This window comes from Ramlibacter agri (assembly GCF_012927085.1).
Lineage (GTDB): Bacteria > Pseudomonadota > Gammaproteobacteria > Burkholderiales > Burkholderiaceae_C > Ramlibacter > Ramlibacter agri.
Map to the genome: position 1 here is coordinate 2,077,839 of NZ_JABBFX010000001.1, position 23,804 is coordinate 2,101,642.

Consider the following 23,804-nt stretch of genomic DNA (forward strand, 5'->3'; position numbering starts at 1 on the left):
CGCTAACCTCCGGCTTTCACCCCTCTCCTGCCGGCAATACCTTCCGACCGAAGTCAATCTCAAATCCATCCGGCACCGGCTTAAACGGTTTCGCCGGTGAGCGGTGGCTGCTCTGGAAGGCGCGCAGCGCCTGCACGTCGATCTCGCCGACCACGCAGTAGTCGGTGATTCCGCCCTTGACCCGCAGCAGGTCGCGCTGCCAGCTCTCTTTGAACGGGGCGCGGATGCGGCTGTCGCCGTATTGGCGGTCGTTGCACTGGATGATGTAAGCATGCATGTCCAGTGCGGCGGATTCCACCAGGGCGTTGAAGGTGTCGGTGTCCTGGTTCCACTCGTGCACAAACAGCGCATCCACTTTGCCGCGCAGGGCTGCGCGGTGGCTGATGTTGGTCAGCTCGCTGCAGACCAGCAGGGCGAAGCGCAGGTCACCGTGTTGCAGGACGGGCGGTGTCTTCCATACCTTGTCCGGTTTCAGTTCGAGGCCGGCCAAGCGCTCCAGTTCCTGCTCTTCGTGAAAGGCCGGACGCTGTTTGTCCTGCCGGTAGATCATCAGCGAGGGGAAACCCAGTCCGTCGTGCGACAGCGCGGCCCACACCTGGTTGCGCACCCGCGCCTTGCTGGCGTGCAGGTATTCGATGCCGGTGATCAGCGAGATACCGCGCCCCTGCAGCTTGCGGGCGATGCGGATGAACCAGTGCGCAGGCAGGGCCAGCTCGGGCAGCACCAGGTAGCGGCTGTGCTGCGGCTGGGCGATCACGCCATCCAGTAAATGGCACAGGCGGGCATAGCGCTGAGCATCGGGGTCAGGCAGGCGCATGACCGAGGCCGTCCAGCTCACCATCTGAGTTTTCCAGCTGGAGACGGCAATGCCGTAGCGGCGCTGGGGCTGGCCATCGGGGATCTGCAGTACGCCATGCTTGTCGCATACGGGCGCTGCGTCGCCGAGCGTGAAGCCGCGCACCGCGAGCACGACGGCCTGCATCGCTTCGCTCTGTGCCGCGTCGTAGGCCGCCTTGTTGAGGATGAACAGCTCTGGCAGGTTGTACGGCCGGGTGGCAAAAAGCAGGCCATGCGGCAAGCCTTTCAAGCGTATCCACTGAGCCAGGTGCCGCGTGCCATCGAGCACGCTGTCCGGCAGCAGTTCCGCCGCATGGGCGCAGGAGGACACGAACTTCCTGGCCGGAATGCCGCGCTGCGCGACCATCTCCCGGGGGAGGCCCAGAAAGCGGAACGGCATGTGCGCCAGATCGAAGGAGAACAGCCGTGCCTGCTGGGCCTGGAAGCCCTTGGGCGACAGATGCCAGTCCAGAAATGAATCGACGTTCAGCGCGGGCAGGTAGTCGTCCATGTGGGCCTGCCAGGCGGCCTTGCCGTCTTTCGACAAACGTGGCGGTAAGGCGGCGCAGATGCTCTCGCGCACGGTGGTGAAAATCTGCTTCTGCCAGCGCGCCATCAGCTCGGTAGCGGGCGGCACGCTGTCGCTCGGACAGGCCTTGATGCCCAACTCGCAATGCGCGGTCAGCTGGGCGCAGAGCCGCTCAAGTGCCCGCAGTATCTTGCGCAGGGCCTCGAAGTCTTCGCAGGCTGTGGCCAGGCGAATGACGCGGGGCAGGTACACCGCCAGATCGAAGAACTGCGGCAGCACCAGCACATGCTGCACAAACGCGCGGAAGAAGGCTTGACGGTGTGCCCGCCAGGAGTCTGGCAGAAGGTCGCGCTCGTAGGCCTCAAAGTCGCGCAGCTTGATGGCAAAGCCGGCGCGGCGCATTGTCAGCGCATCGGCCTTGCGGAGGTTGTCCGCGGCCTCGCCATCGCTTTGTGTGGCGGCCAGTAGGTCGGTGGCCACATGGATGGCCGAACGCGGCAGGCGCGGCATAGCGCGCCACTCGCTGGCGCGTTCGTGAATCTGATGGGCAATAGCGTCCACCAGGGTTCTGCCCGGCTCGCCCGCCAGCATGAACACTTTGTTCTTGGCGTTGGCGAAGCGGATCAGGCTGTCGCTCAGATAGGCGGGCTGGAAGCCGATCTGCTTGTGCTCTTGATCAACCCAGCCGAGCTTGCCGCCGCACCGTGCGAACACCCAGTCCCACAATTCGGCCGTGGAGCGGAAGCTGGCGCCGTTCTGCATCACCAGCAGGATGTCGTCCACATAGCGGCCGTAGTAAAGCGGCGCCACTTGCTGTTCAATGATGCGGTCCAATTCGGTCAGCGCCACGTTGGCCACCACGGCTGAGGCGGGCAGGCCAACGGGCAGGCCTTTCTTGAGCGGTGTCGCTGCGGCCCAGGCGCACAATCCCTGGATGACAAGACGGTGGAGCTTGGCCTGGGTGGGCGTCAGCTCTAGCCCCATCACATCGACTACAAAGGCCGGGGCCAGCATGAAGCCGGGATTCAGCTCGTGATAGAACGAGCTGACATCCGCCGTGAGTGCCACGATTTTCTTGTCGGCCTCCAGCGCACTGCGCATGGCCGCTATACCCTTGTCGCGCCAGTCGCGGAAGGGTTTCAGGTAGGGCTCGAATGAGCCAAGCGAGAGCACGTTGATGCCCTTGCCATCCTGCGTGCGGCGCAGGCGGTTGCCATAGGCGCAGGGCTTCAGCTCGGCGTCGAAGAGGTGGCCGACCTCCAGCATCCACAAGGTGGACAGCACGTGAAAGTCCAGGCTGCATTGGGCCATCACCCGGAATTCGGCCTTGGGCTTCTGCGGTTTATCGCCCGCACCCAGCAGATTGCAGGCATGCTCCCATTCATCCGCAGGCGAGGAAAAGATCAGGCCATTGCCGTGCTGCTCGCGGTACTCGTCCCAGCTCGACATGTCAACCGACTTGGCCGCAAGCGTCCAGCCGCCGATGAAATCGGGCCGGGTGACCCAGGACTCGTCGTCGCCTTGGAGTTTGACCAGCAAGGCGCTGAGATTGTCGTGAAGGGTATCCTCGTAGTCCGCAATCGCGTCCAGCGAGGCATGGGACGAGTAGTACAGATCGACTTTGGCTTTTCGGTAGGCCAAGCCGAGATCACGGAGACTGATCACTGGAATTCTTTCGCTGGGGCGCCGATGGCAGTGGAGCTTCGCGACGCACTTGCCACTCATGGCACTCGGGACAATTGCTACGAATCGATCTTCAGTTTACACAGTGATTCGGTGTGGCTTGTTCAACTGACGCATGCATGATGCGCGCATGTCTCCAGTTGATCACACGGACTCCGAGCAGGTCCACTCTGCCGACCGGTTGCGCACCGCAGCGAATGTGTTTGGTCCTGACCAGCGAAGCCACGCCTTCAAGGGGCCACACGTCGAACCAGTTCCACCGGAGCTTGAGCAGCGCCTGCGCGACATCAGTCAATTCGAGCTGTCGCCCGGCGTTCCGGTGCGAATCCGGATCCATTTCGAGACGGCGAGGAATCTGTATGCGTACTCCTGGTTCGTCTACAGATTCCACATGGTCGCGCAGCAGCACGCCCTCGCCACCCTGGAACTCGCCCTTCGGTGCCGCTTCTTCCCTCCCGACGGTCACACCGACAACTCGAAGGCGACGCTTCGACCGCTTCTTGCGCGCGCAGTGAAGGAAGGGCTTCTGTCTTCGGAGAGATTCGGAGTCGTCCAGCGCACGGCACTCCAGCGGGCTCGCGACCGACAGTGGCAAGAAGCCATACGTAAGCTGAGCGAATCCGGAGTTGACTTCGTGGAGACAGACGAAAGAGATGCGATGCCCCTACCGGATGATTACCGGTCTGAATGGCTGCAAGACTGGGTTGAGATTGCCCCAAAGTTGCGGAACATGCATGCTCACGGGACAACAAGTCTCTCTCCGGCCGTTCTGGGCACATTCGAGAACGTGATGGACGCGATAAACCAACTCTGGAGCCCGAGAGCAAGTACCGGTTGATGTGCGCAACTTCGGATCTGTGCACTAAACTACGGCTCAGGGCGCCTGGGCCTAAGTTGCTCCCGGCTTAAAGCAGGCACGCATCGCTCGCTACCGAAACGGACTCCAGTCTGGGTCGGCGCGTAATCGGGAAACGCCGACCGAACAGCAATTGGAGTGCCGAATGGCAGCTACACCCTTGTGCGAGGCGCCCCTCGCCGCGCTGAAAAAGTCGCTTCGGGACGAGTTCCCGGACGCCAAGTCCTCCCACCTGTCGGAAGCCCTGGCCGCTAGCCTTGGCTTCCGCACGTATGCATCGCTGCAGGCCGCCATGACGGGCCCTGAGGAAGACCGCCCGTTCGTGTTGCTGAACTCCGAGATGCTGCGCAAACGGCTCATGCAGTTCGGCTACCCAGACGATCCTGAATTCGAGTTCGAGCTAATGAACGGGGTGCCGGGCAACGGAGTCGTCTCCACTTGGTGCAATCACGCTTGGGAGATCGAGTACAAGACGGAGCGCCAGCGAGCATGGCGGAATCTCATGATCTGCGCCGTGAACGCCGCTCTCGACCGGCGGATTTTTACCCTTCGCCCGGGCGACAACCGCTTCGAGGACGAGTACCGCCGGGGAGTCCCAATCGACTTCACCTTGCCGAACGGGCTTCCTGCCAGGGCATCAGTGGCTGACGCCGGTTTCGACGAGGTCGCCGTGCACGCTGCTGTGAACCCCAAGGGCCGTCATGTCGATGCCATGGCGGGTTTTGACTGTGGCGACGCCGTCGCCATGACGTGGTTGGAACGCCGTCGTGGCGCCTGGATGCAGACGTCGGACACGCAGTTTCACTGCCGTCGCAGCCTGCTCTCGGGGCTGGCCGCATTGGACGTGACGCCAGCGGGCTACGGGGACCGTGGCCGCGTAATCATGTAGTGGTGCTGTACGTCGACCAGGAGGCGGTACGCTGGCTCCACAACTGATCGGCGACGCCAGCCTCCGGAATCACCCGGGTCCGACCGGAAGTGCCCCGCCCGCGACCGAAAGCGCATTCTGGATGGCCCTCAACTCGATGGGAGACCATCATGGCAGCCGAAGGCAATACCGCTCACCGCGAGCCGTGGAACAAGGGCAAGATCGTCGGGCAAAAGGCCCCCTTCAAGGTGAAAGACATCTGGGCGCTGCGTGTCCGCCTGCAGATGGAAGGGCGGGTGCGAGATCTCGCGCTCTTCAACTTGGGTATCGACAGCAAGCTTCGGGGATGCGATCTCGTCGCCCTCAAGGTCCGAGACGTCTGTCACGGAGACCAGGTCGCGACGCGCGCCACTGTCATGCAACACAAGACACAGCGCCCCGTGCAGTTCGAGATCACGGCGGCCGCCCGGGACGCTCTGCAGGCGTGGATCAAGCTTGCCGGGCTGAAGTCAGAAGCCTTCCTCTTCCCCAGCCGGCTCCATGATTCGCCTCATCTCGGCACCCGGCAGTACGCACGGATCCTCCAACACTGGGTTGATGACCTGGGACTGGACCGCGCCGACTATGGCACGCACTCGATGCGCAGGACGAAGGCGACGCTGATCTATCGGCGCACCAAGAACCTTCGCGCAGTGCAACTGCTCCTGGGACACTCCAAGCTGGAATCGACGGTAAGGTACCTCGGCGTCGAAGTCGATGATGCTCTCGAGATCTCCGAGCAGACGGAGATCTGAGGCAAGCGAAAGCGACCGCGTCGGTGATTGTTTTGTGGCGGTCGCTCTCGATGGCGGCTATCGGGGTGCCGACTTGGGCAATGTCCGCAACACCTTGGATTCCGGGCGTTGGCGCCGCAATTGGGTGGGTAGCTCAATGACCGCATTGACCCCGAGACCTCGCACTTGGCGTCCTCCGCCGGCCGACCGCCATCGCTGCAAAGCAGTCGGTCTTCCCGCCCGCTAGGACCGGCAGCCAGAGGCCGCTGCCGCCTCCGCTGCACCCGAGCGGAAGTCCGCTTTCAGCCAAAAGGCAGCCCGCGCCCCCCCGCCCGCCTACCCCACGAATCCAACACTTCGGCGCCGTCATCCCGTACTTCGTCGCACGGCGACGGGCACCGGCGTCGTCCCTACCGACACTCCGTTGCGCCTGCACAAGTCCAGTGCGCCAAGGAGGTCGACATGCGTTCGCGAAGATTCCTGTTCTCCGCCGTCCTGGTTGCGACTGGGTGGTTGATGACCGCCGGCCTGTCACTGGCTGCCGGCATCCAGTCCCTGACGGTTCCCGCCGATGGGGAGGCACCGGCCATTTCCGGCGCGGTCTGGTATCCCTGCGCAGCGCCACCGGCGGAGACGCAAGTCGGCCCCTTCACCATCCACGCCACCAGAGACTGCCCGATCGCGGGGACGCACTTGCCGCTGGTCGTCATCAGCCACGGCCGGGCCGGTACGTTCCTGGGCCATCGGGACACGGCGCAGGCCCTGGCGGAAGCAGGTTTCGTCGTGGCTGCCATCTCGCATCCGGGCGACAACGCGCGGGACAGCAGCAACTCGAACACCTTGTCCGCCTTCGTCCAGCGGCCCGCCGACATCAAGCGGCTGGTCGACTACCTGCTCGGGGCCTGGCCGTCGGCGGCTGCGATCGACAAGGATCGCATCGGCTTCTTCGGCTTCTCCCGCGGAGGCTACACGGGGCTCGTGACCGTCGGCGCCGTTCCGGTCTTCCCCCGCGGCCTGCGCCTGTGCGCCGGACATTCCGACACCCTCTGCGAAGCGCTGCGGCAGGGGACCCTTCCTCCGCCGACGCACGACGACCGCATCAAAGGCGCCGTGATCGCCGATCCGTTCGGTTTGTTCTTCGTCGACGAATCGTTCCGGGACGTCCGGGTTCCCATCCTGCTCTGGCGCTCCGAATTCGGCGGGGACGGCGTGTCGCCTGGCGACGTGGCAGCGATCGACGCTGCCTTGCCCGGGAAGCCGGAGCTGCACACCGTCGCCGGTGCCGGGCACTTCGCCTTCCTGCCGCCGTGCCCCGCGGCCATGCGGCAGGACGCGCCTGAGATCTGCTCGGACGCGGCCGGCTTCGACCGCGAGGCTTTCCACAAGGTGTTGAACGCGCAGGTGGTCGAGTTCTTCCGGCGCAATCTTCCCTGACGCGAAGCCGCGCTCTGGCCTGGACGCAATGCCCATCCTGCATCTTGACGCCCGGCGCAGCGCATGCGCACCATGCAGCCCATGTCGCCGCCCAACCGGTCTTTTGCGCTCGCCTTGGCAGCCGCCGCGGCGCTCGCGGCTTGCTCCAGTGCGCCCCCGGCCAGGGTGCGCACCGTGCAGATCGATCGCACCACCTACGGGATCGCGCATATCACGGCACCCGACTACGAAGGCATCGGCTACGGCTTCGCGTATGCGCACGCGCAGGACGACCTCTGCCTGATGGCCGATCGCTTGTTGACCCTGCGCGGGGAACGCACGCGCTACCTCGGCGCGCAGGGCACGGCCCACATCAGCCTGAACCAGCTCTCCAACCCGCGGGTCGATCTCTTCATCCGTGCCCACATGGACGATGCCGTGCTGGAAAGCGCCGCGTCGGCGTGGAGCCCTGACCTGCAGGCCGCCGTGCGCGGTTACGTCGCTGGCTATAACCGCTACCTGCAGAACGCCGTGGAGGCCGGCACGGTGCCCGAGAGTTGCCGCGGAAAGCCCTGGCTCCAGCCCATGACCGTGGGCGACGTGCGGCGCGGCGTCGAGAACACCATGATCCTGGGGAGCCTGGGTGCGTTTGCGGACGCGGTGCTGGACGCCGACCCGCCTGCGCGCCAGCGCGGGCATGCCAGCGTGGATGCCCCGACGCCGGACGGCGCCGCCGCCGAACTCGCGCGCGATCGTTTCAATTCGAATCCCGAGGGCGCCGCCTACGGGTCCAACGGCTGGGCCTTCGGACGCAATGCGACGCCCGACGGGCACGGCGTGCTGCTCGGAAATCCGCACTTCCCTTGGAGCGGCCCGGACCGCTTCTGGGAAGTGCACCTGACGATTCCGGGCACGCTCGACGTCATGGGCGCCAGCGGTGGCATGTTGCCGGTGGTGCTGATCGGCTTCAATCGCGACGTGGCGTGGACCCACACCGTGTCGACCGGCCAGCGCTTCACGTTGTACGAACTCACGCTCGACCCCGCGGACCCCACGGTCTACCTCGTCGACGGCCAACGCCGCAAGATGACGGCCCGGACCGTGGCCCTGCCTGCGGGTGCCGAAGGCTCGCGGCCGATCAGCAAGGTCTTCTACGACAGCGAGTGGGGACCGATTGTTGCCATGCCCAAAGCGGGCTTGGGCTGGACGGCCAGCCACGCGTACGCCTTGCACGACGCGAACACGCTCAACATGCGTGCCGGCGACACCTGGATGCGCATGGCACGCGCGCATGATGTCGGGGAACTGCGTGCCGCCATGGGCAATCAGGGCCTGCCCTGGGTCAACACCATTGCGGCCGACCGCCAGGGCAATGCGATGTACGCGGACCTGTCGGTCGTGCCCGACGTGTCGGCCGCGATGCTCGAAAGCTGCGCCCCCTCGCCGGCGGCGGCTGCCCTCTTCGATCGCGCGGGGCTGGCGGTTCTCGATGGCTCGCGCAGTGCCTGCGCCTGGTCTCGGGACGCTGCCGCCACGCAGCCAGGCATCATCGCCGCCAGGCGCATGCCGGTCCTGGTCACCCCGGACTGGGTGCAGAACAGCAACGACAGCTACTGGCTCAGCAACCCGGACGTGCCGCCCGCCACCGGGATATCACCGCTCGTAGGCCCGGTCGGCACCGTGCAGGGTTTGCGTACGCGCAGCGCCATCCAGGAAATCCGTGGCCGGCTCGCTGGCAGCGATGGCCTGGCCGGTGACCGGATGGGCCCTTCCGAACTGCGCAGCGTGATCTTCCGCGACCGCAACTTCGCGGGAGAACTGGTCATGGACGATCTCGTCGCTGCGTGCAAGGCCGCTGACGCGTTGCTGTCGCGGGACGCACGCGAAGGCTGCCGGGTCCTCTCGGCCTGGGACCGCACGGACGATGCCGGCTCCGCAGGGGCGCCGCTCTTTCGCGAGTTCTGGCGCAAGGCCAGGGGAATCCCGAACGTGTGGCGCGTCCCTTTCGACCCCGGCCGCCCCGTTGCCACGCCCAGCGGGCTCGCCATGGACAGGCGCGCCACCCGCGATGCCGTCTTCCAGGCGCTGGCCGAAGCCGTCGCGCTCGTGCGCGCGGCCGGCTTCGCGCCCGACGTCGCGCTTGGCGTGCCGCAGTCGCGCGTGGTGCACGGCCACAGGGTGGCGCTGCACGGCGGCACCGAGTTCGAAGGCGTCCTCAACAAGCTGGAGGCCGAGGGGCAGCAGGCCATCGACGCCGGCGGCTATCGCGTCGACTTCGGCAGCAGCTACCTGCAGGTCGTGACCTTCGACGAGCGTGGCCCTTTGGCGCAGGCCATCCTCACCTATGGCCAGAGCGGCGAGCCCGGGTCGGAACATGCGTACGACCAGCTGCCGCTGTTCGCCGCCAAGCACTGGCAGTCCCTCCCGTTTCATCCTGAGGACGTGGAGGCGCAGCGCATCGGCCAGCCGCTGCGGCTGGAGTACTAGCGCAGATTCAGAACGTATGCCGCATCCCGATGTCGATCCCCGACGCCGGATGCCCCGGCAACGGCGTGGGCCCGGCATCGGCGCCCACATTCACCGGGATCGCGAGCGCGCCCTTGTTCTCGATGTGCGCGTAGGTCGTGTACAGCGCGGTGCGCTTGGACAGGTTGTAGACGTAGCCGAAGGCGATCTTGCTGGCGCTGCTGTTCTGCGCGTCGTTGCGGCCCACGTGCGTGTAGGCGACCGGGAAGTAGCCGGGGCCGGCATAGATCATGGCGCCGACCTGCCAGAACGGCGCGCGGTTGCCGTTGTTCAACACGGCCACCGGCAGGCCCGTGCGGTTCACGCCCACCAGGGCCATGAGGCGGCCGAACTTGGCGCCGTAGCTGCCGCCGCCGGAGCTCTGGGTGAAGTCGCCGACGGCCGCCGCGCGGGTCTTCGTCGTCGCGATCGACACTTCCCAGGGCTCGCCGCCATAGCCCAGGCGCAGGCCCATGGTGCGGCCGTCGCTGTTGGCGGCCGCGCTGCTCTGGTTCTCGCCGGCGGCATACATGGCCTGGCCGAAGAAGTTGAGGCAGCCCGGCGTCCCGCAGGCGGGCGTGAAGTAGCCGATGCTGTTGGACGCCCGCAGGTTGGTGACCGTCGTCCCCTGGATGGTGACGCCGCCGAAGCCCACGCCGGTGCGGAAGGGGTCGTACAGGTAGATCGGCCAGAACGAGGGCACGTAGTCGCGCCCCAGTCGCACTTCGCCCCAGTCGCCGCCCAGGGACACGATGGAGCGCCGGTTGAAGGTCAGGCCCTGCGTGCCGGGCGTGGCAAGCACGGTGCCGTTGGCCTGGTTGTTGGTGTTGGTGGGCAGCCCGGTGCCGTTGTCGGCGTTGAAGCCGGCCTCGAGCTCGAAGGCTGCGTACAGGCCGCCTCCCAGGTCTTCGCGCCCGCGGATGCCGATGCGGTTGTTCTGGTTGCCACCGGGTACGAGCTGGATGCGTGAACCCGTCCCGTCGCCGCGGTAGTACGCGAGCGCCAGGTCGATGCCGCCGTACAGCGTGACGGAGGACGATTGGGCGAAAGCCGCGGCGGAGCCCCACAACGCCGCGAGCGCCAGGATATTCTTGTGCATCCGACGCGTTTATAGGCGTGCCGGACGCCCTCCGCCCCTAGGGAATGGGGCAAGCCAGGCCCTCAGGCCGGCGTCGCTTCCTTGGGCTTGGACGGGGCCGGCACCTCGAAGGAGCCGAAAGCCTGCTGCGGCGTCTTGGTTTCCGGCAGCACGTAGACGACGGCGCCGTACTTCCGCACCGTCGGATGCAGCACGCTGTTGTAGAAGCCGGCCGGCACGTTGACGCAGCCGTTGGAGATGCGGTGCTCCTTGGGGTCGTCCGACCCCATGCGCTCGGCGCGCCGCTCCGAGGCGGAGACGCTGGCCATGCGGTGGATCGACAGCGAGTTCTTGTAGTCGATCCAGATGATGTCCGCGTGGTGGTTGTCCTTGCCCAGGACGGTCGGGAAGCGGCCGGCGGGCGTCGTCTTGTCCGATTCCTTGAGCTTGGAGATGGGCGTGTTGCCCACCTGCGCGACCTGGTCGCCCACGGCCTTGCCCAGGAGCACCGTGCTGCGGCTCTTGAGCTTGCCCTGCGGGTCGAACACGTACATCTGCGCCTGCTTCTTGTCGATGATGACGAAGGACTTCCTGCCGGCGTTGCGAGTATAGGAGACCCAGTTGGCGACGTGCACGACGTCCTCCGGGGCTCCGGTTTCCTTGCCGAAGTCGGCCAGCGGGCCGGGCTTCTTCAGGTCTTCCTTCTTCGCGAGCGCCGGCTTGGCCGACGCCTTGCTGCTGGCCTTGGCGTGCGCGGCCGGCCTGGCGGCCGCATGCGCCTTGGCATGCGCTTTCGGGTGGTGGTGCTGCTGCGCCTGGTCGGGCGCTGCTGCGAACGCGGGCGCAGCCAGCAGGGCTGCGCCTAGGAACGCGGTCAGGAGGCGGGGCGACGTGTGCATGCCAGCAGGCTAGACGAGCCACGGCCGGCCGAGGTACGCCGCCGGCGGCAGTGGGTGTAGGACGGGCCTGCTGGGGTGGGATCGGCGTCGCCGGGTGGCGTTTACCGACTGTCCTGGAACGGGTGCGAGGAGGAATCGTCGCTGCTGGCCGGATGCTGCGCGCTCGCCGACTTCAGCAGGGACGCGCCCGTCGGGAACAGCTGGCGATGGTGAAGCGACCTGGCGATCGCATCGAGCTCCTGCATCGCCTCGTCGAAGAGGGCATGGGCCATTGCGCGCTTCGACCGCGCGAGCAGCACGACGTCGGCCAGAGGCGCCGCGGAGGTGCCTCTCGCAAACTGAAGCATTTGGGCGTGCAACTTGCGCTCGGCTTCCCGAGCCTCCTTCTCGGCGGCGAACCACGCCTGGAATTTCGGAGTTTCGGTCTGCATGGCGCACCTGCATTCCTTGTGCGCACGCAGGGGACCTGCTTCCGGGCTGCTGGCAAGAGGCACGAAGAGGTGCCAGCGAGAGGTCGAGTGCAACCCACTATACGCCTGCCCGGCCTCTGCTCGCGCGAGCCATGACGGAGATCGACCGGCGCATGGAGGAGATCGACCGCGGCCAGGGCAGTGCCTGAGGCCGGGTCACGGAACCAGGGTCTTCAGCACATCCGAGTACCAGGCGCAGTTGAGCCCCAGCGACTCGTCTTGCATCACATCCCGGTTCCCCATGTCCAGCCGGGAGGAGTGCACGCCAAGCAGCGCCCACGGAAATTTGCCTTCCCCACGCCGCAGCACGACGGGCGCGCCGCTGGCACCGCGGTGCATCCGGGCGTCGGTGAGGAAATAGCCCTGTCCCTGGAACCGGACACCGAAGGACGATGCGACGATGGCTTGGCGAACCACCGGGAGGTGGTGGACCGTGTCGTAGAAGCCCAGCGGAAAGCCCACGAGCAGGAGCGGCGTACCCACCTCAGCGATGTCGAGGTCGGCCGGAAGGCTTTCGGGCCGGAAGCACCTCACATGGAAGTCGGCGGGGAGCAGGGCCCTGTTCACCTCGATCGCGGCGACGTCGATCTCGCCTCCGGAATCCATGGCCTGCCGCCATGCCGCCCTTCCACCCTGGTACAACGGCATGGAAACCGACTGCCAGCGCGCCAGGTTCGTGGCGTCCGTGTGGACCACGAACTCGACCCGGTCCGGCCGGTGTTGCGCGGCCTCGTCGATGAACACGTGGCGGCTCGTCACGAGGTAGAGCCGCGATTTGCTCTCGTAGAAGAAGCCGGACCCCGCGGTCAGCACGCGATCTCCCAGGAACGTCGAGAGACGAGTCACGGACATCAGGAGCGATTCGGCCACGACCATCCTTGCCAATACCGGGCCGAGCGACCGGTGCCACCCGCAGTCCGGCGACCAGTCTACCGCGCATGCCCTGCGCCGGAAGGGCAGGCGCAGAATGGGTGCGATCAGGAGCAGCCCGCATGGACGAAACCCAAGCACGCCAGATGAAGGACCAGCACAGCCGCGACGAGGCTCAGTTGCGCCGTTCCCAGCAACTTTCCGCCGGCGACGCGTTCTCGCCGGTTGAAAGCTCACCGCAACATGGCGCGGCCGGCCCGAGCGACGGGGACAACGAAGCAACCGCGGTCGGGGATTACGAGATGGCGCTGAGCGCCGAGCGATCCGCCTGGGAACGCTTCCGGTCGCTGTCGCACCGGTCCGATTCCACGGCCGAGTGGCAGGAATGGCGTTCCGCCGTGGAGGCGCGCGACCGGGCAACGCGTGTGCTGATCAACCATTTGCTGGAAGGAATGGCGGGCACCCAGGCTTGAGCCGGGGCACCCGCGCAAGTCAAGCCTTCCGCAGCAGGTAGTGCGACAGCGCCGGGATCAGCACCACCGCTCCCACCATGTTCCACAGGAACATGAAGGCCAGCAGGATGCCCATGTCGCCCTGGAACTTGATCGGCGACAGCGCCCAGGTGGCCACGCCCGCGGCCAAGGTCACGCCGACCAGCACCACCACCTTGCCGGTGAAGCGCAGCGCGCGCGCATAGGCCAGGCCCAGCGGCACGCCATCGCGTTGCTGCGCGAGCTGCACCGACAGCAGGTACAGCGCGTAGTCCACGCCGATGCCCACGCCCAGCGCCACCACCGGCAGGGTCGCCACCTTCACACCGATGCCCAGCGACACCATCAGCGCTTCGCACAGCATCGAGGTCAGCATCAGCGGGACCAGTGCGACCACCACCGCGCGCCAGCTGCGGAAGGTGATGAAGCACAGCAGGGCGACCGCGGCGTACACCAGCAGCAGCATCTCGCGCCAGGCCTTGTGCACCACGATGTTGGTGGCGGCCTCGATGCCGGCGCTGCCGGCGGCCAGCAGGAACTGGCGGTCCTTGTTGCTCTGGGCCTGCGCGAAGTCCTGCGCCACGGCGACCACGCGGTCCAGCGTCTCGGCGCGATGGTCGGACAGGTAGGCGATGACGGGCATCACCGAGCAGTCGGTGTTGAACAGCTCGGGGTTGTTCACGCTGGCCTGCTGCGCGCCGTAGTTCAGCACGTCCTGGTTGCGCGCGATGGTCAGCCACTTGGGGCTGCCTTCGTTGCTGCCGGCGGTGATGCGGCGCACCGCGTCGGTCAGCGCCGACGTCGTCTGCACGCCGGGAACCTGCTGCAGCGCCCAGGCCAGCCGGTCGGCCTCGACCAGCGTCGCGTACTTCAGGCAGCCTTCCTTCTCGGTCTTCACGATCACCGCGAAGGTGTCGCTGGACAGCGTGTAGTGGCCGTTCACGTAGGCGTCGTCGACGTTGTAGCGCGAGCCGGGCCGCAGCTCCGGTGCGCCGGCGTCGAGGTCGCCGATCTTCAGGCGCAGGCTCATGGCGTAGCCGACGCTGCCCAGGATCAAGGCCGCCACTACCGCCAGCGCGGCGCCGCGCGGCGTGGTGAACCACTCCAGGCCATGGAACATGCGGGCCAGGCCGCGCGGCTGCGCCGCTTCGGCGGCCAGCGCGCGGCGCGCGGCGCCTTCGCTCACGCCCACGTACGACAGCAGCACCGGCAGCAGGATCAGGTTGGTGGCGATCAGCACCGCCACGCCCAGGCTGGCCGACAGCGCCAGTTCGCGGATGACGGGAATGTCGATCACCATCAGCACGCCGAAGCCCACGGCATCGGCCAGCAGCGCCGTGAGGCCGGCCAGGAACAGGCGGCGGAAGGTGAGGCGGGCCGCCGACAGCGCCGAGGCGCCGCGCGCGATGTCCTGCATGATGCCGTTCATCTTCTGTGCGCCATGGCTCACGCCGATGGCGAACACCAGGAAGGGCACCAGGATCGAGTACGGATCCAGCTGCATGCCCAGCGCCGTCACCAGGCCCAGCTGCCAGGTCACGGCGATGAGCGAGCAGCCCAGCACCAGCAGGGTGCTGCGCACGCAGCGCGTGTACAGCCAGATGATGATGGCGGCCGTCAGCGCGGCCAGGGCGAAGTACAGCGCCACCTGCAGCAGGCCGTCCATCAGGTCGCCGGCCAGCTTGGCGAAGCCGATCGCGCGGATGCGCACCGGCGCCTGCTCGCCCTGCGCCTCGTAGCGCTCGCGGATGTGGTCGATGGCGTGCGACAGCGCGTGGTAGTCCACCGGCTTGCCGGCGGCGTCCTTCTCCATCAGCGGCACGACGATCATGCTGGACTTGAAGTCGTTGCCCACCAGGCTGCCCACCAGGCCCGAGCGGGCGATGTTGGCCTTCAGCTGCTCGGTGGCGCGCGGCGAACCGTCGAAGTTGTCCGGCATCACCGGGCCGCCGCGGAAGCCTTCTTCCGTCACTTCGGTCCAGCGCACGCCGGGCGCCCACAGCGACTTCTGCCACGCGCGGTCGACGCCGGGCGTGAGGAACAGTTCGTCGTTGATCTTGCGCAGGGCGTCGAGGTAGGCCTTGTCGTAGATCGTGCCCTTGGGGTTCTCCACCACGATGCGCAGCGAGTCGCCCAGGCCGCGCAGCTCCACCCGGTTGGCCAGGTAGTTCTGGATGAACGGGTGGCTGCGCGGGATCATCTTGTCGAAGCTCGCGTTCAGCGTGAGCCGCCAGCCGGCTAGCGCCGCCAGCGCCAGCGTGACCAGCAAGCAGGCGACCAGCACGACGCGGCGGTTGTTGAACACCAGGCGCTCGATGAGCGAACCCGTGGCTGCGTCGACGCGGTGGTCGGCGGCGTCACCCGCCAGGCCGCCGGGGGCGGTACAGGCATGCATTGGAAAACTCCAGAGAAACGGCTTGGGCCACGCTTCGGGCCCGGATTGCGTAGGGTGCGCAGCTCCGCTGCGCACCGCACCACTACGGCAGCTGCTGCAGCTGCACGCCGCGCGGCCCCGCCACCAGCACGGCGGACCCGAGGGACAACAGCGCCGCAGCCGGCGCGGGCCGCTGCAACGCGATCGGACGGAAGCTCGCGCCGTCCTCGCTCACCAGCAGCTGGCCGGCCTGGCCCGCCAGCAGGATGCGCCCTTGCGCATCCACGGCACCGGCCGTCAGCCCGGACGGGATGCCCGTCGGCACGGCCTGCCACGTCGCGCCGCCATCGGTGCTGCGCACGGCGTTGCCGCGCAGGCCGAAGGCCACCACCACCTGCGGCGTTCCGGTCACGCCGAACAGCGTGCCTTCGTAAGGCTGCGCCTGCCGCACGAAGCGGCCGCTGGCGCGATCGAGCTTGAGCAGCAGCCCTTGCTCGCCGGCCATCCACAGGTCGCTGCCGATGCCGCGCACCGCGTACAGGTGCAGGCCCTTCGGGTTCTCGATGGCGTCCTTGGGCAGCGGTTCCCAGTGCGCGCCACCGTCGGCGGTGCGCAGGGCGGAGCCGAAGGCGCCGACCGCGATGCCCTTGCCGGCGTCCTCGAACCACACGTCCAGCAGCGGCACGTCGGCGCTGTCGGGGCGGCCGTCGCGCTGCTTCTTCCAGCTGCGGCCGCCATCGGCGCTGTGCAGGATCACGCCGTCGTGGCCGACGGCCCAGCCCTGGTCCGGCGTGGGGAAGTGCACGGCGACGAGGTCGGCGCTCACCGGCACCTCGGCCTGCTGCCAGGTCTTGCCGCCGTCGTCGGACAGCAGGACGTGGCCCCGCTGGCCGACGGCGACGATGCGCTTGCCGGCCTGCGCCAGCGCGTTCAGCAGGGCGCGGTCTGCCAGCTTCGTGGCCAGCGCGGGCGTGTCGAGCACGTCGCGCGCCGGGGCCGCGGTGGTCGCCTGGGCCACCGCGCCGGCGGCGATGCCGGCCGCGAGCAGCAGCGCGAGCGGCTGTCGCATCAGCGTCTTCATGGCGCGCTCAGCGGATGCCGGCGCCGGCCAGCGAGTCGGGGGTCCACTCGCGGTCGGACAGCGGCTTGGTCTGCTTCAGGCCGCCGGTCTCGGCGATGTAGCCGGTGACGGAGTAGATGCGCGAGACCAGGTCGTAGTGGCCGAACATGTCGGTGTAGGGCGCCGGCACGTCGTAGCTGGGGGCCATGTAGGCGAAGCCGGCGCGATACAGCTGGCCGCGCTGGTCGTAGCCGTCGGAGGCCAGGGCCGCCCACGAGTCCTCGTCCAGGAAGAAGGTGCGCTTGCTGTACACGTGGCGCTTGTCGGCCTTCAGCGTCGCTTCGACGACCCACACGCGGTGCAGCTCCCAGCGCACCATGTCGGGGTTCAGGTGGTTGGGCTTGAACAGGTCGTCCTGCTTGGCCTGGTACACCGCCTGGTAGTCGTTGTAGGGGACGTACATCTCCTTCTTGCCGACCAGCTTGAAGTCGAAGCGGTCCATGGCGCCGTTGAAGATGAAGGTGTCGTCGAAGGTCGTCGAGCCGGCGGTGCCGGGGTTCGGCGTGTCGTGCGCGAGGTCCGGGGCCACCTTCACGCGGCGCTGGCCGGGCAGGTAGGTCCAGGCACGGCGCTCCTTGCTGCCGATGTCCAGCGGGTCGACCAGCAGCAGGCCTTCGCCGTTGCGGCGGGCCGGGCCCGTGTACATCAGCTTCATGCGCCAGTAGGTCTCGGCCTCGGGCTTGGTGACGTCCCAGAACGGGAACTCCTGCACGCTCTGGCCTTCCACGGCCAGGGTCGGGCGGCCGCTCGCGTCCACGGTGATGTTGCGGTACTTGGACTCGTAGGCGACGCCGTTGAAGCGCACCAGGTGGTTCCACATCGCCTCATACCCGGTCTTGGGAATCGGGAAGGGGAAGCCGGCGTGGGCGCCCTCGATCGACACGCCGCCGTTCAGCGTCCTGGTCTTCGTCGCGTTCTTCACCGTGTTGTCGGTGACGAACTTGGGGAAGGCCACCGTGCGGTGCGTCGGGTAGACGTCCATGCGGAAGGTCGGGTAGGCCTTCAGCAGCGCCTTGGCGCCTTCGGTCAGCTTGTCGCCGTACTGGCCCATGTTCTTCGCGTCGATGACCAGCGTGGGCTTCTCGCCGGCGAAGGGGTTCGGGCGGATGCCGTCGCCGGCCTTGTAGCCGGCCGGGGCCTGGGTGAGGCCGCCGGTGTAGGCGGGGATCTGGCCGTCCTTGCTGGCGGCCTTGTCGGCGCCGATGGCGGTGAGGGTGGTGCCCAGGGCCTTGGCTTCGTCGGCCGACACGGCGGCGGACGCGGCCCAGGGCAGCAGGGTGGCGGCCGCGGCCGCCACCAGCGTGAGCTTCAAACGCATGATGGGTTCCTTGCTTAGAAGGTGGTCTTGAAGGTGAGGCTGACGAAGCCGCGGTCACGCAGGAAAGTCGTCAGGCCGTTCGTGGAGGTGACGGCGGTGCCGTTGTCCTTGTAGCGGCCGACGAAGTCGATGTACTTCAGGTCGAACCGGTACTTCTGGTAAAGATCGGCGCCGAGGCCGATCGCGTAGTTGCCCAGGCCTTCGTTGCCGCCGAAGACGGTGGCAGCGTTGCCCTTCACGCCCACCGAGTAAGAGAGCGGAGCGGACAGGTCGAGGCCGGGCGCCACCTGGTACCAGGTGGGCGTGAACGAGAAGGCGACGCCGACGTAATCCTTGGTGGCGCAGCCGTCCCACTTGTCCTTGCCGTTGCAGGGAGCGAAGCCGATGGCGTTGAACAGGTTGGCGCCGCTGCGCACGGTGGCCCAGTGGGACCACGCCAGTTCGGCGGCGTAGGTGGCCTGGTCGAACACCGGCGTCTTGTTGATGGTGCCGATGGCGTTGACCAGCGCGTGCCAGGTGTCGCCGCGCGGGCCCTTGGTCTGGCCTTCCGCCGGCAGGCCGGGGGCGATGCCCAGCACCTGGCTGTTCAGGGGCGTGTTCTTGCGGTAGGACAGTTCGCTGCCGACGCTGACGCCGCCGATGTTCTTGGCCAGGCTCATGCCGTACATGTCGATGCCGTCGGCATAGACCAGGTTGTACTGGCTGGTGCTGTTGGGGCCGACCTTGGTGATCAGCGTCTGCGGCAGCTTGTCCGCGAAGCGGCGCCAGTAGAAGCCCATCGTGCCGTCCAGCCAGGCCGGGCTCCAGCGCGCGGACAGGCCCCATTCGCCGTGCTGGCTGGGTTCCGCGGCGCCGCCGCGGTTGGCGAAGCCCAGCGCAGGGCTGACGAACTGGCGGTCCGGGCCGTTGAACACGAAGTCCACCGGGCCCAGGTAGGTGCCGCCTTCGGGGTAGCGCGCCGCTTCCCATTCCAGCAGGTACTGGCCGGAGACCGACAGCGTGTCGGTCAGCTGGGCCTGGCCCGAGAGCTGGTTCAGCGGACGGAACAGTTCCTTGGCTTCGGTACCGGGCGTGGCGAAGCCCTTCTGCAGGTCCAGCGGGTTCTGGCCGTAGGACACGCTGTGCATGTGGCCCGTGAGGAACAGCGACTCGCCCCAATAGATGGTGTGGCGGCCGGCCTTGCCTTGCACCGGCACGTTGCCGATTTCGGTGCCGCCGAACACGAAGGCGTCCATCAGTTCACCGGACGGGCCTTCGTAGAAGCGGCGCGTGGTGTTGCTGTACTGGTGGTTGATGTAGCTGGGGATGTTGTTCAGCGGCGGGTTCGGGTTGCTGCGGCTCTGGCTGCCGTAGGCGCCGTCGACCCAGCCGGCGGCGCTGACGCGCATGCCGTAGCGCTTCTGCCAGACCACGTCCAGCTCGGACAGCAGGTCCAGGCGCTCGGCGACGGCCTGGCCCTTGTTGAAGCTGTAGTCGCCTTCGTCGGACAGCGCGGAGTTGCCGATCTTGGGGTCGCGGCCTTCGGTGCGTACGGCGTAGTTCGCGCGGACGGTGTTGTCCCAGCGGACCGACAGGTCGGCATTGCCGGTGTCGAATTCGAAGGCCTGGGCGGAGGCGGCGCACAGCAGGGCGGCAGCCAGGGCAACGGCGCGGGGGCGGAAGGCGTTCAAGTTTTCTCCTCGGGGTTTTTGCGGAATCTGGGGCGGAATCTGAGCCGGGCTGGATTCTGGTTACCGGGTGCAACCGGGGGCCCCCCCCTGCCGGGGGGCCTCGGGAAGACCCTCCCCCCCGGCCGCGAGCGCGCCCGCAGAGCCACACGGGGGCGCGATGCGGACCAGAATGGCTGCAAAAGGGAGAACTACATGGCCAAGCCGACCGTCACCGACCAGGTGCTGCAGCGGTTGCACGCCTGGGGCGTGCGCCGCGTTTTCGGATATCCCGGTGACGGGATCAACGGGTTCCTCGGAGCCCTCGACCGCGCGCAGGGGCAGATGGAATTCATCCAGGCCCGGCACGAGGAACTCGCCGCCTTCATGGCCTGCGCCCACGCCAAGTTCACCGGCGAAGTGGGCGTGTGCATGGCCACCTCCGGGCCGGGCGCCATCCACCTGCTGAACGGCCTGTACGACGCCAAGGCCGACCACATGCCGGTGCTGGCCATCGTCGGCCAGAGCGCGCGCTCGGCGATCGGCGGCGACTACCAGCAGGAGGTGGACCTGCAGTCGCTGTTCAAGGACGTCGCGCACGAGTACGTGCACACCTGCATGGTGCCGGAGCAGGTGCGCCACCTGGTCGACCGCGCAATGCGCATCGCGCACGAGCACCGCACCGTGGTCTGCCTGATCTTCCCCAACGACGTGCAGGAACTGCCGGCGGTGGAGCAGCCGCCGCGGGAGCACAACACCGTGCACACCGGCATCGGGCGCACCTTCCGCGCGACGGTGCCCGCGGTGGACGACCTGCAGGCCGCGGCCGACCTGCTGAATGCCGGCGGCAAGGTCGCCATCCTCGCCGGCGCCGGCGCGCTGCACGCCACCGACGAATTGATCCAGGTCGCGGAGTTGCTGGGCGCCGGCGCGGCCAAGGCCTTGCTGGGCAAGGCGGCGCTGCCGGACGACCTGCCCTGGGTCACCGGTTCCATCGGCCTGCTCGGCACGCAACCGAGCTGGGAGCTGATGACCCAGTGCGACACGCTGCTGATGGTGGGCACCGCCTTCCCGTACTCGGAGTTCCTGCCCGAGGAAGGCAAGGCGCGCGCGGTGCAGATCGACCGCGACGCGCGCATGGTGGGCCTGCGCTACCCGACCGACGTGAACCTGGTGGGCGACAGCCGCGCCACCTTGCAGGCCTTGATCCCGCTGCTGAAGCGCAAGGACGACCGCGCGTGGCAGCAGTCCGTCGAGGAGTCGGTGCGCAAGTGGTGGGCCGTCATGGAAGCGCGCGCGCAGGACGACGCCACGCCGCTGAACCCGCAGCGCTTCTTCTGGGAGCTGTCACCGCGCTTGCCGGACAACTGCATCCTCAGCTGCGACTCGGGCACTTCGGCCTTCTGGTATGCGCGCGACCTGAAGATGCGGCGCGGCATGATGGCCTCGCTCTCGGGCGGCCTCGCCACGATGGGACCGTCCGTGCCCTATGCGCTGGCGGCGAAGCTGGCGTATCCGGACCGGCCGGTGCTGGGCATCTCGGGCGACGGCGCCATGCAGATGATCGGCATCAACGGCCTGATCACGATTTCCGAGCGCTGGAAGGACTGGGCGGACAAGCGCCTGGTGATCGTGGTCCTGAACAACAACGACCTGAACATGGTGACGTGGGAGCAGCGCGTGCTGGCCGGCGAGCGCCGCTTCGATGCGTCGCAGCTGCTGCCCGCCTTCCCTTACGCCGACTACGCGCGCTCGCTGGGCATGGGCGGCATCAAGGTGGAGTCGACCGGGCAGATCGTGCCGGCGATCGAACAGGCCTGGGCCTCCGACCGGCCCGTGCTGCTGCAGGTGGTGGCGGACCCCGACGTGCCGCCGATGCCGCCGCACGTGAGCGCCAAGCAGGTGAAGCACTTCATGAAGGCGCTGCTGCAGCGCGACCCCGAATCCATGAAGATCATTCGCGAGACGGCGCGCGAATGGTGGGAAGGCGTGAAGAAATGAAAAAGGCCGGGGTCGCAACCCCGGCCTTCCTGCCTGCGCTACCGCTTACGAATTGCCCAGGATCAACTGCGCGATGATGCCGGTGGCGATGGCCGCCAGCACGTAGTCGTTGCCGACCTGCACCCAGTGGTAGCCGCGGGGCGGCGGGGCCAGGTGGTGGGCGTGCCAGTTGTCCACGACGTACTGGCGGTCGCGGTACTGCGCCGGCACGTGGCCGCCGCGGTGCCACTCGGGGCCGCGGGCGCCGTAGTAGTAGTGGTCGTTGCGGTCGCGCCCCTGGTCGTGGCGGTCATCGTGGCGCTGGTCCTGGCGGCCGCGGTCATGGTTGTCGCGGTCGCGGTTGTCGCGGTCGTGGCCCTGCGCGAAGCTCAGGGAACCGAAGCCCATGGCGGCGGCGGCCACCAGGCAGACGATCTTCTTGGATTGCATGCGAACTCCTTGTTTGAGTGATGTTCCTATCGTGCCGCAGTTCGGCAGGCGGAGTGAGTCGATGAGGCAAAAGAGTATGGCGAGATGTACAAAGCGGCGAAGTCGTCCGACACGGGCGCGGCGCCAGGGCTGACCCATGCATACTTCTTCCATGCCCGAATTCACCCTCCGCCGCGCCACCGCGGCCGATGCCGATGTGCTTGCTGCCTTCAACATCGCGATGGCGCACGAAACCGAAGGCAAGCGCCTGCTTCCCGCCGTCATCGGCGCCGGCGTGCGGCGCATGCTGGCCGAGCCGGCGCTGGGCTTCTATCTCGTGGCGCAAGCGCAGGGCGAGGTGGTCGGCGGCCTGATGGTCACCACCGAATTGAGCGACTGGCGCAACGGCCGCTTCTGGTGGATCCAGAGCGTGTACGTGCAGCCGGCCTGGCGCCGCCGCGGCGTGTTCCGCGCGCTGTATGCGCACCTGGGCGAGCTGGCCACGCGCGAGCCGGACGTCTGCGGCTTCCGCCTGTACGTGGAGCGCGAGAACGCGAACGCGCAGGCCACCTACCGCTCGCTGGGCATGGAAGGCACGGACTACCTGCTGTTCGAACAGCTGAAGGCCGGCGTGGTCTACCTGGAAGGGCAGGCCGTCAAAGGATGAAGGGCTTGCGGTACGCCGTGTTGCGCTTCACTTCGCGGAAGCCGCAATCGGCGTAGATGCGGCTGGCGCCGTCGGCGTTCTCGCTGTCCACGCCCAGCTCCGAATCGCGCATGCCGGCGTCGCGCTGCGCCCGCAGCGCGCGCACGACCAGCGCCCGCGCCAGGCCGCGGCGCCGCCAGCGTTCGCCCACGCTGATGAACTCGGTCCAGCCGCGCTGGCGGCCGAACTTGCGGTTGTACTCGGCGTCGATGAAGGTCTTGACCTGGCCCGCCACTTCGCCGGTCTGCGTGTCCCAGGCGATTTGCCACAGGTGCGGCTGGAAGGTGGGCAAGGTGAGCCAGGTCTCGTAGTCGCCCGGCATCGGCCCGCGGAAGCCCCACACGCCGCGCAGCGCCTCCATGTGGGCGTCCCAGATCGCGCGGTGGTGCTCCGGCTGCACGGCGCGCACTTCCAGGCCCGGTGGCAGCGGGAAATCGGGGATGGCTTCCAGGTCGGGCCGCACCATCGCCAGGAACTGGCGCACCGGTGCATAGCCGGCCCGGCGCAGCAACTGCGCGCGCGCAGTTTCGCCCTGCGTCACGAAGGAGTGGTGCGCGAAGCCGCTCGCCCGCGGATGCGCGGCCGCCACTGTGCGCTGGCGCTGCTCCAGCCAGGCGAGCAGCGCCCGGCCGATGCCGCTGCGGCGCTGCGCCGGCGGCACGAAACCGAGCTGGCCGAACAGCATCACGCCATCCGGCTGCGTCCAGTGCATGCTGCGCGCATAGCCCACGAGCTCGCCGCCGCGTTCGGCCATCACGACGTCGCGCGCCGGGTCGCTGTCCCGCAGCGCCGCGTAGTCGCGGGCCATGTCCTCCACGGTGCGGATGATGTCCAGGCCGTCGGCGGCGAAGCAGGCGTTGGCGGCCACGACCATGCGCGGGAAGTCCTCCGCGCCGGCAAAGGGACGCAGCCGCAGGCCGGCGGCGGCTGCGAGAACATCGACGTCTTGCATGCGGGCA

Annotated in this window: 19 protein-coding genes; 8 read left to right on the forward strand and 11 right to left on the reverse strand. The window is 67.7% G+C overall.

Annotation, left to right across the window (positions count from 1 at the left end):
- Positions 1-16: 16 nt before the first annotated feature.
- Complete coding sequence (locus HHL11_RS10090; RefSeq protein ID WP_205964239.1) at positions 17-3,007, reverse strand: RNA-directed DNA polymerase; 2,991 nt, start codon at positions 3,005-3,007, stop codon at positions 17-19.
- Positions 3,008-3,179: 172 nt separating this feature from the next.
- Between HHL11_RS10090 and HHL11_RS10095 the strand changes: the two genes are divergently transcribed.
- The 5 genes from HHL11_RS10095 (at position 3,180) to HHL11_RS10115 (ending at position 9,446) form a co-directional block, all read left to right on the forward strand.
- Positions 3,180-3,887: a hypothetical protein gene (locus tag HHL11_RS10095; RefSeq protein WP_169418257.1), complete on the forward strand. Its 708-nt coding sequence runs from the start codon at positions 3,180-3,182 to the stop codon at positions 3,885-3,887.
- A gap of 163 nt (positions 3,888-4,050) precedes the next feature.
- Positions 4,051-4,794 (forward strand): hypothetical protein, encoded by a 744-nt coding sequence (locus tag HHL11_RS10100; protein WP_169418258.1) that lies wholly within the window; start codon positions 4,051-4,053, stop codon positions 4,792-4,794.
- A gap of 149 nt (positions 4,795-4,943) precedes the next feature.
- A complete protein-coding gene (locus HHL11_RS10105; RefSeq protein ID WP_169418259.1) occupies positions 4,944-5,567 on the forward strand; it encodes a tyrosine-type recombinase/integrase in 624 nt (207 codons plus the stop codon).
- A gap of 495 nt (positions 5,568-6,062) precedes the next feature.
- On the forward strand, positions 6,063-6,980 hold the full coding sequence (locus tag HHL11_RS10110; RefSeq protein ID WP_240980044.1) for an alpha/beta hydrolase family protein: 918 nt from the start codon (positions 6,063-6,065) through the stop codon (positions 6,978-6,980).
- Between the two features lie 81 nt (positions 6,981-7,061).
- Positions 7,062-9,446, forward strand: a complete 2,385-nt coding sequence (locus HHL11_RS10115) for a penicillin acylase family protein (RefSeq protein WP_240980045.1) — start codon at positions 7,062-7,064, stop codon at positions 9,444-9,446.
- Between the two features lie 7 nt (positions 9,447-9,453).
- On the opposite strand, the gene HHL11_RS10120 is transcribed toward HHL11_RS10115, so the two are convergent.
- The 4 genes from HHL11_RS10120 to HHL11_RS10135 form a co-directional block, all read right to left on the reverse strand.
- Complete coding sequence (locus tag HHL11_RS10120) at positions 9,454-10,563, reverse strand: porin (RefSeq protein ID WP_169418262.1); 1,110 nt, start codon at positions 10,561-10,563, stop codon at positions 9,454-9,456.
- Between the two features lie 62 nt (positions 10,564-10,625).
- Entirely contained in the window at positions 10,626-11,441 is an 816-nt protein-coding gene (locus HHL11_RS10125; protein WP_169418263.1) for a hypothetical protein, read from the reverse strand.
- A gap of 101 nt (positions 11,442-11,542) precedes the next feature.
- Complete coding sequence (locus HHL11_RS10130; RefSeq protein WP_169418264.1) at positions 11,543-11,872, reverse strand: hypothetical protein; 330 nt, start codon at positions 11,870-11,872, stop codon at positions 11,543-11,545.
- Positions 11,873-12,067: 195 nt separating this feature from the next.
- Positions 12,068-12,781 (reverse strand): trypsin-like peptidase domain-containing protein, encoded by a 714-nt coding sequence (locus HHL11_RS10135; RefSeq protein WP_169418265.1) that lies wholly within the window; start codon positions 12,779-12,781, stop codon positions 12,068-12,070.
- Between the two features lie 122 nt (positions 12,782-12,903).
- Here HHL11_RS10135 and HHL11_RS10140 point away from each other — a divergent pair, with 122 nt between their 5' ends.
- The gene (locus HHL11_RS10140; protein WP_169418266.1) at positions 12,904-13,254 is read left to right on the forward strand and encodes a hypothetical protein; all 351 of its coding nucleotides are present in this window, start codon (positions 12,904-12,906) and stop codon (positions 13,252-13,254) included.
- 19 nt (positions 13,255-13,273) lie between these two features.
- Here the strand turns inward: HHL11_RS10140 and HHL11_RS10145 are convergent, their stop codons facing one another.
- The 4 genes from HHL11_RS10145 to HHL11_RS10160 form a co-directional block, all read right to left on the reverse strand.
- Positions 13,274-15,667, reverse strand: coding sequence for an efflux RND transporter permease subunit (locus tag HHL11_RS10145; RefSeq protein ID WP_169418267.1), 2,394 nt, complete (start codon positions 15,665-15,667; stop codon positions 13,274-13,276).
- Positions 15,668-15,749: 82 nt separating this feature from the next.
- On the reverse strand, positions 15,750-16,715 hold the full coding sequence (locus HHL11_RS10150) for a WD40/YVTN/BNR-like repeat-containing protein (RefSeq protein ID WP_169418268.1): 966 nt from the start codon (positions 16,713-16,715) through the stop codon (positions 15,750-15,752).
- A 19-nt stretch (positions 16,716-16,734) separates the two neighbouring features.
- The gene (locus tag HHL11_RS10155; protein WP_169418269.1) at positions 16,735-18,084 is read right to left on the reverse strand and encodes a DUF1329 domain-containing protein; all 1,350 of its coding nucleotides are present in this window, start codon (positions 18,082-18,084) and stop codon (positions 16,735-16,737) included.
- A gap of 14 nt (positions 18,085-18,098) precedes the next feature.
- Positions 18,099-19,754 (reverse strand): DUF1302 domain-containing protein, encoded by a 1,656-nt coding sequence (locus tag HHL11_RS10160; RefSeq protein ID WP_169418270.1) that lies wholly within the window; start codon positions 19,752-19,754, stop codon positions 18,099-18,101.
- A gap of 192 nt (positions 19,755-19,946) precedes the next feature.
- Here HHL11_RS10160 and HHL11_RS10165 point away from each other — a divergent pair, with 192 nt between their 5' ends.
- Positions 19,947-21,731 carry a thiamine pyrophosphate-requiring protein gene (locus tag HHL11_RS10165; protein WP_169418271.1) on the forward strand — a complete coding sequence of 595 codons (1,785 nt, stop codon included), beginning with the start codon at positions 19,947-19,949 and terminating at the stop codon, positions 21,729-21,731.
- A gap of 45 nt (positions 21,732-21,776) precedes the next feature.
- On the opposite strand, the gene HHL11_RS10170 is transcribed toward HHL11_RS10165, so the two are convergent.
- Positions 21,777-22,160, reverse strand: a complete 384-nt coding sequence (locus HHL11_RS10170) for an RcnB family protein (RefSeq protein WP_169418272.1) — start codon at positions 22,158-22,160, stop codon at positions 21,777-21,779.
- Between the two features lie 151 nt (positions 22,161-22,311).
- On the opposite strand from HHL11_RS10170, the gene HHL11_RS10175 reads away from it, so the two are divergent.
- Positions 22,312-22,806 carry a GNAT family N-acetyltransferase gene (locus HHL11_RS10175; RefSeq protein WP_169418273.1) on the forward strand — a complete coding sequence of 165 codons (495 nt, stop codon included), beginning with the start codon at positions 22,312-22,314 and terminating at the stop codon, positions 22,804-22,806.
- Here the strand turns inward: HHL11_RS10175 and HHL11_RS10180 are convergent.
- Entirely contained in the window at positions 22,796-23,797 is a 1,002-nt protein-coding gene (locus HHL11_RS10180) for a GNAT family N-acetyltransferase (RefSeq protein ID WP_169418274.1), read from the reverse strand. The two genes, HHL11_RS10175 and HHL11_RS10180, sit on opposite strands and share 11 nt — an antisense overlap.
- Between the last annotated feature and the right edge of the window lie 7 nt (positions 23,798-23,804).

Excerpts from the sequence above, each read along its gene's own strand:
- HHL11_RS10175 (WP_169418273.1), top strand. The coding sequence starts at position 22,312 with ATGCCCGAATTCACCCTCCGCCGCGCCACCGCGGCCGATGCCGATGTG.
- HHL11_RS10180 (WP_169418274.1), bottom strand. The coding sequence starts at position 23,797 with ATGCAAGACGTCGATGTTCTCGCAGCCGCCGCCGGCCTGCGGCTGCGT.
- HHL11_RS10130 (WP_169418264.1), bottom strand. The coding sequence starts at position 11,872 with ATGCAGACCGAAACTCCGAAATTCCAGGCGTGGTTCGCCGCCGAGAAG.
- HHL11_RS10105 (WP_169418259.1), top strand. The coding sequence starts at position 4,944 with ATGGCAGCCGAAGGCAATACCGCTCACCGCGAGCCGTGGAACAAGGGC.
- HHL11_RS10165 (WP_169418271.1), top strand. The coding sequence starts at position 19,947 with ATGGCCAAGCCGACCGTCACCGACCAGGTGCTGCAGCGGTTGCACGCC.
- HHL11_RS10140 (WP_169418266.1), top strand. The coding sequence starts at position 12,904 with ATGGACGAAACCCAAGCACGCCAGATGAAGGACCAGCACAGCCGCGAC.
- HHL11_RS10095 (WP_169418257.1), top strand. The coding sequence starts at position 3,180 with ATGTCTCCAGTTGATCACACGGACTCCGAGCAGGTCCACTCTGCCGAC.
- HHL11_RS10125 (WP_169418263.1), bottom strand. The coding sequence starts at position 11,441 with ATGCACACGTCGCCCCGCCTCCTGACCGCGTTCCTAGGCGCAGCCCTG.
- HHL11_RS10155 (WP_169418269.1), bottom strand. The coding sequence starts at position 18,084 with ATGCGTTTGAAGCTCACGCTGGTGGCGGCCGCGGCCGCCACCCTGCTG.
- HHL11_RS10150 (WP_169418268.1), bottom strand. The coding sequence starts at position 16,715 with ATGCGACAGCCGCTCGCGCTGCTGCTCGCGGCCGGCATCGCCGCCGGC.
- HHL11_RS10100 (WP_169418258.1), top strand. The coding sequence starts at position 4,051 with ATGGCAGCTACACCCTTGTGCGAGGCGCCCCTCGCCGCGCTGAAAAAG.
- HHL11_RS10145 (WP_169418267.1), bottom strand. The coding sequence starts at position 15,667 with ATGCATGCCTGTACCGCCCCCGGCGGCCTGGCGGGTGACGCCGCCGAC.
- HHL11_RS10115 (WP_240980045.1), top strand. The coding sequence starts at position 7,062 with ATGTCGCCGCCCAACCGGTCTTTTGCGCTCGCCTTGGCAGCCGCCGCG.
- HHL11_RS10120 (WP_169418262.1), bottom strand. The coding sequence starts at position 10,563 with ATGCACAAGAATATCCTGGCGCTCGCGGCGTTGTGGGGCTCCGCCGCG.
- HHL11_RS10110 (WP_240980044.1), top strand. The coding sequence starts at position 6,063 with ATGACCGCCGGCCTGTCACTGGCTGCCGGCATCCAGTCCCTGACGGTT.
- HHL11_RS10170 (WP_169418272.1), bottom strand. The coding sequence starts at position 22,160 with ATGCAATCCAAGAAGATCGTCTGCCTGGTGGCCGCCGCCGCCATGGGC.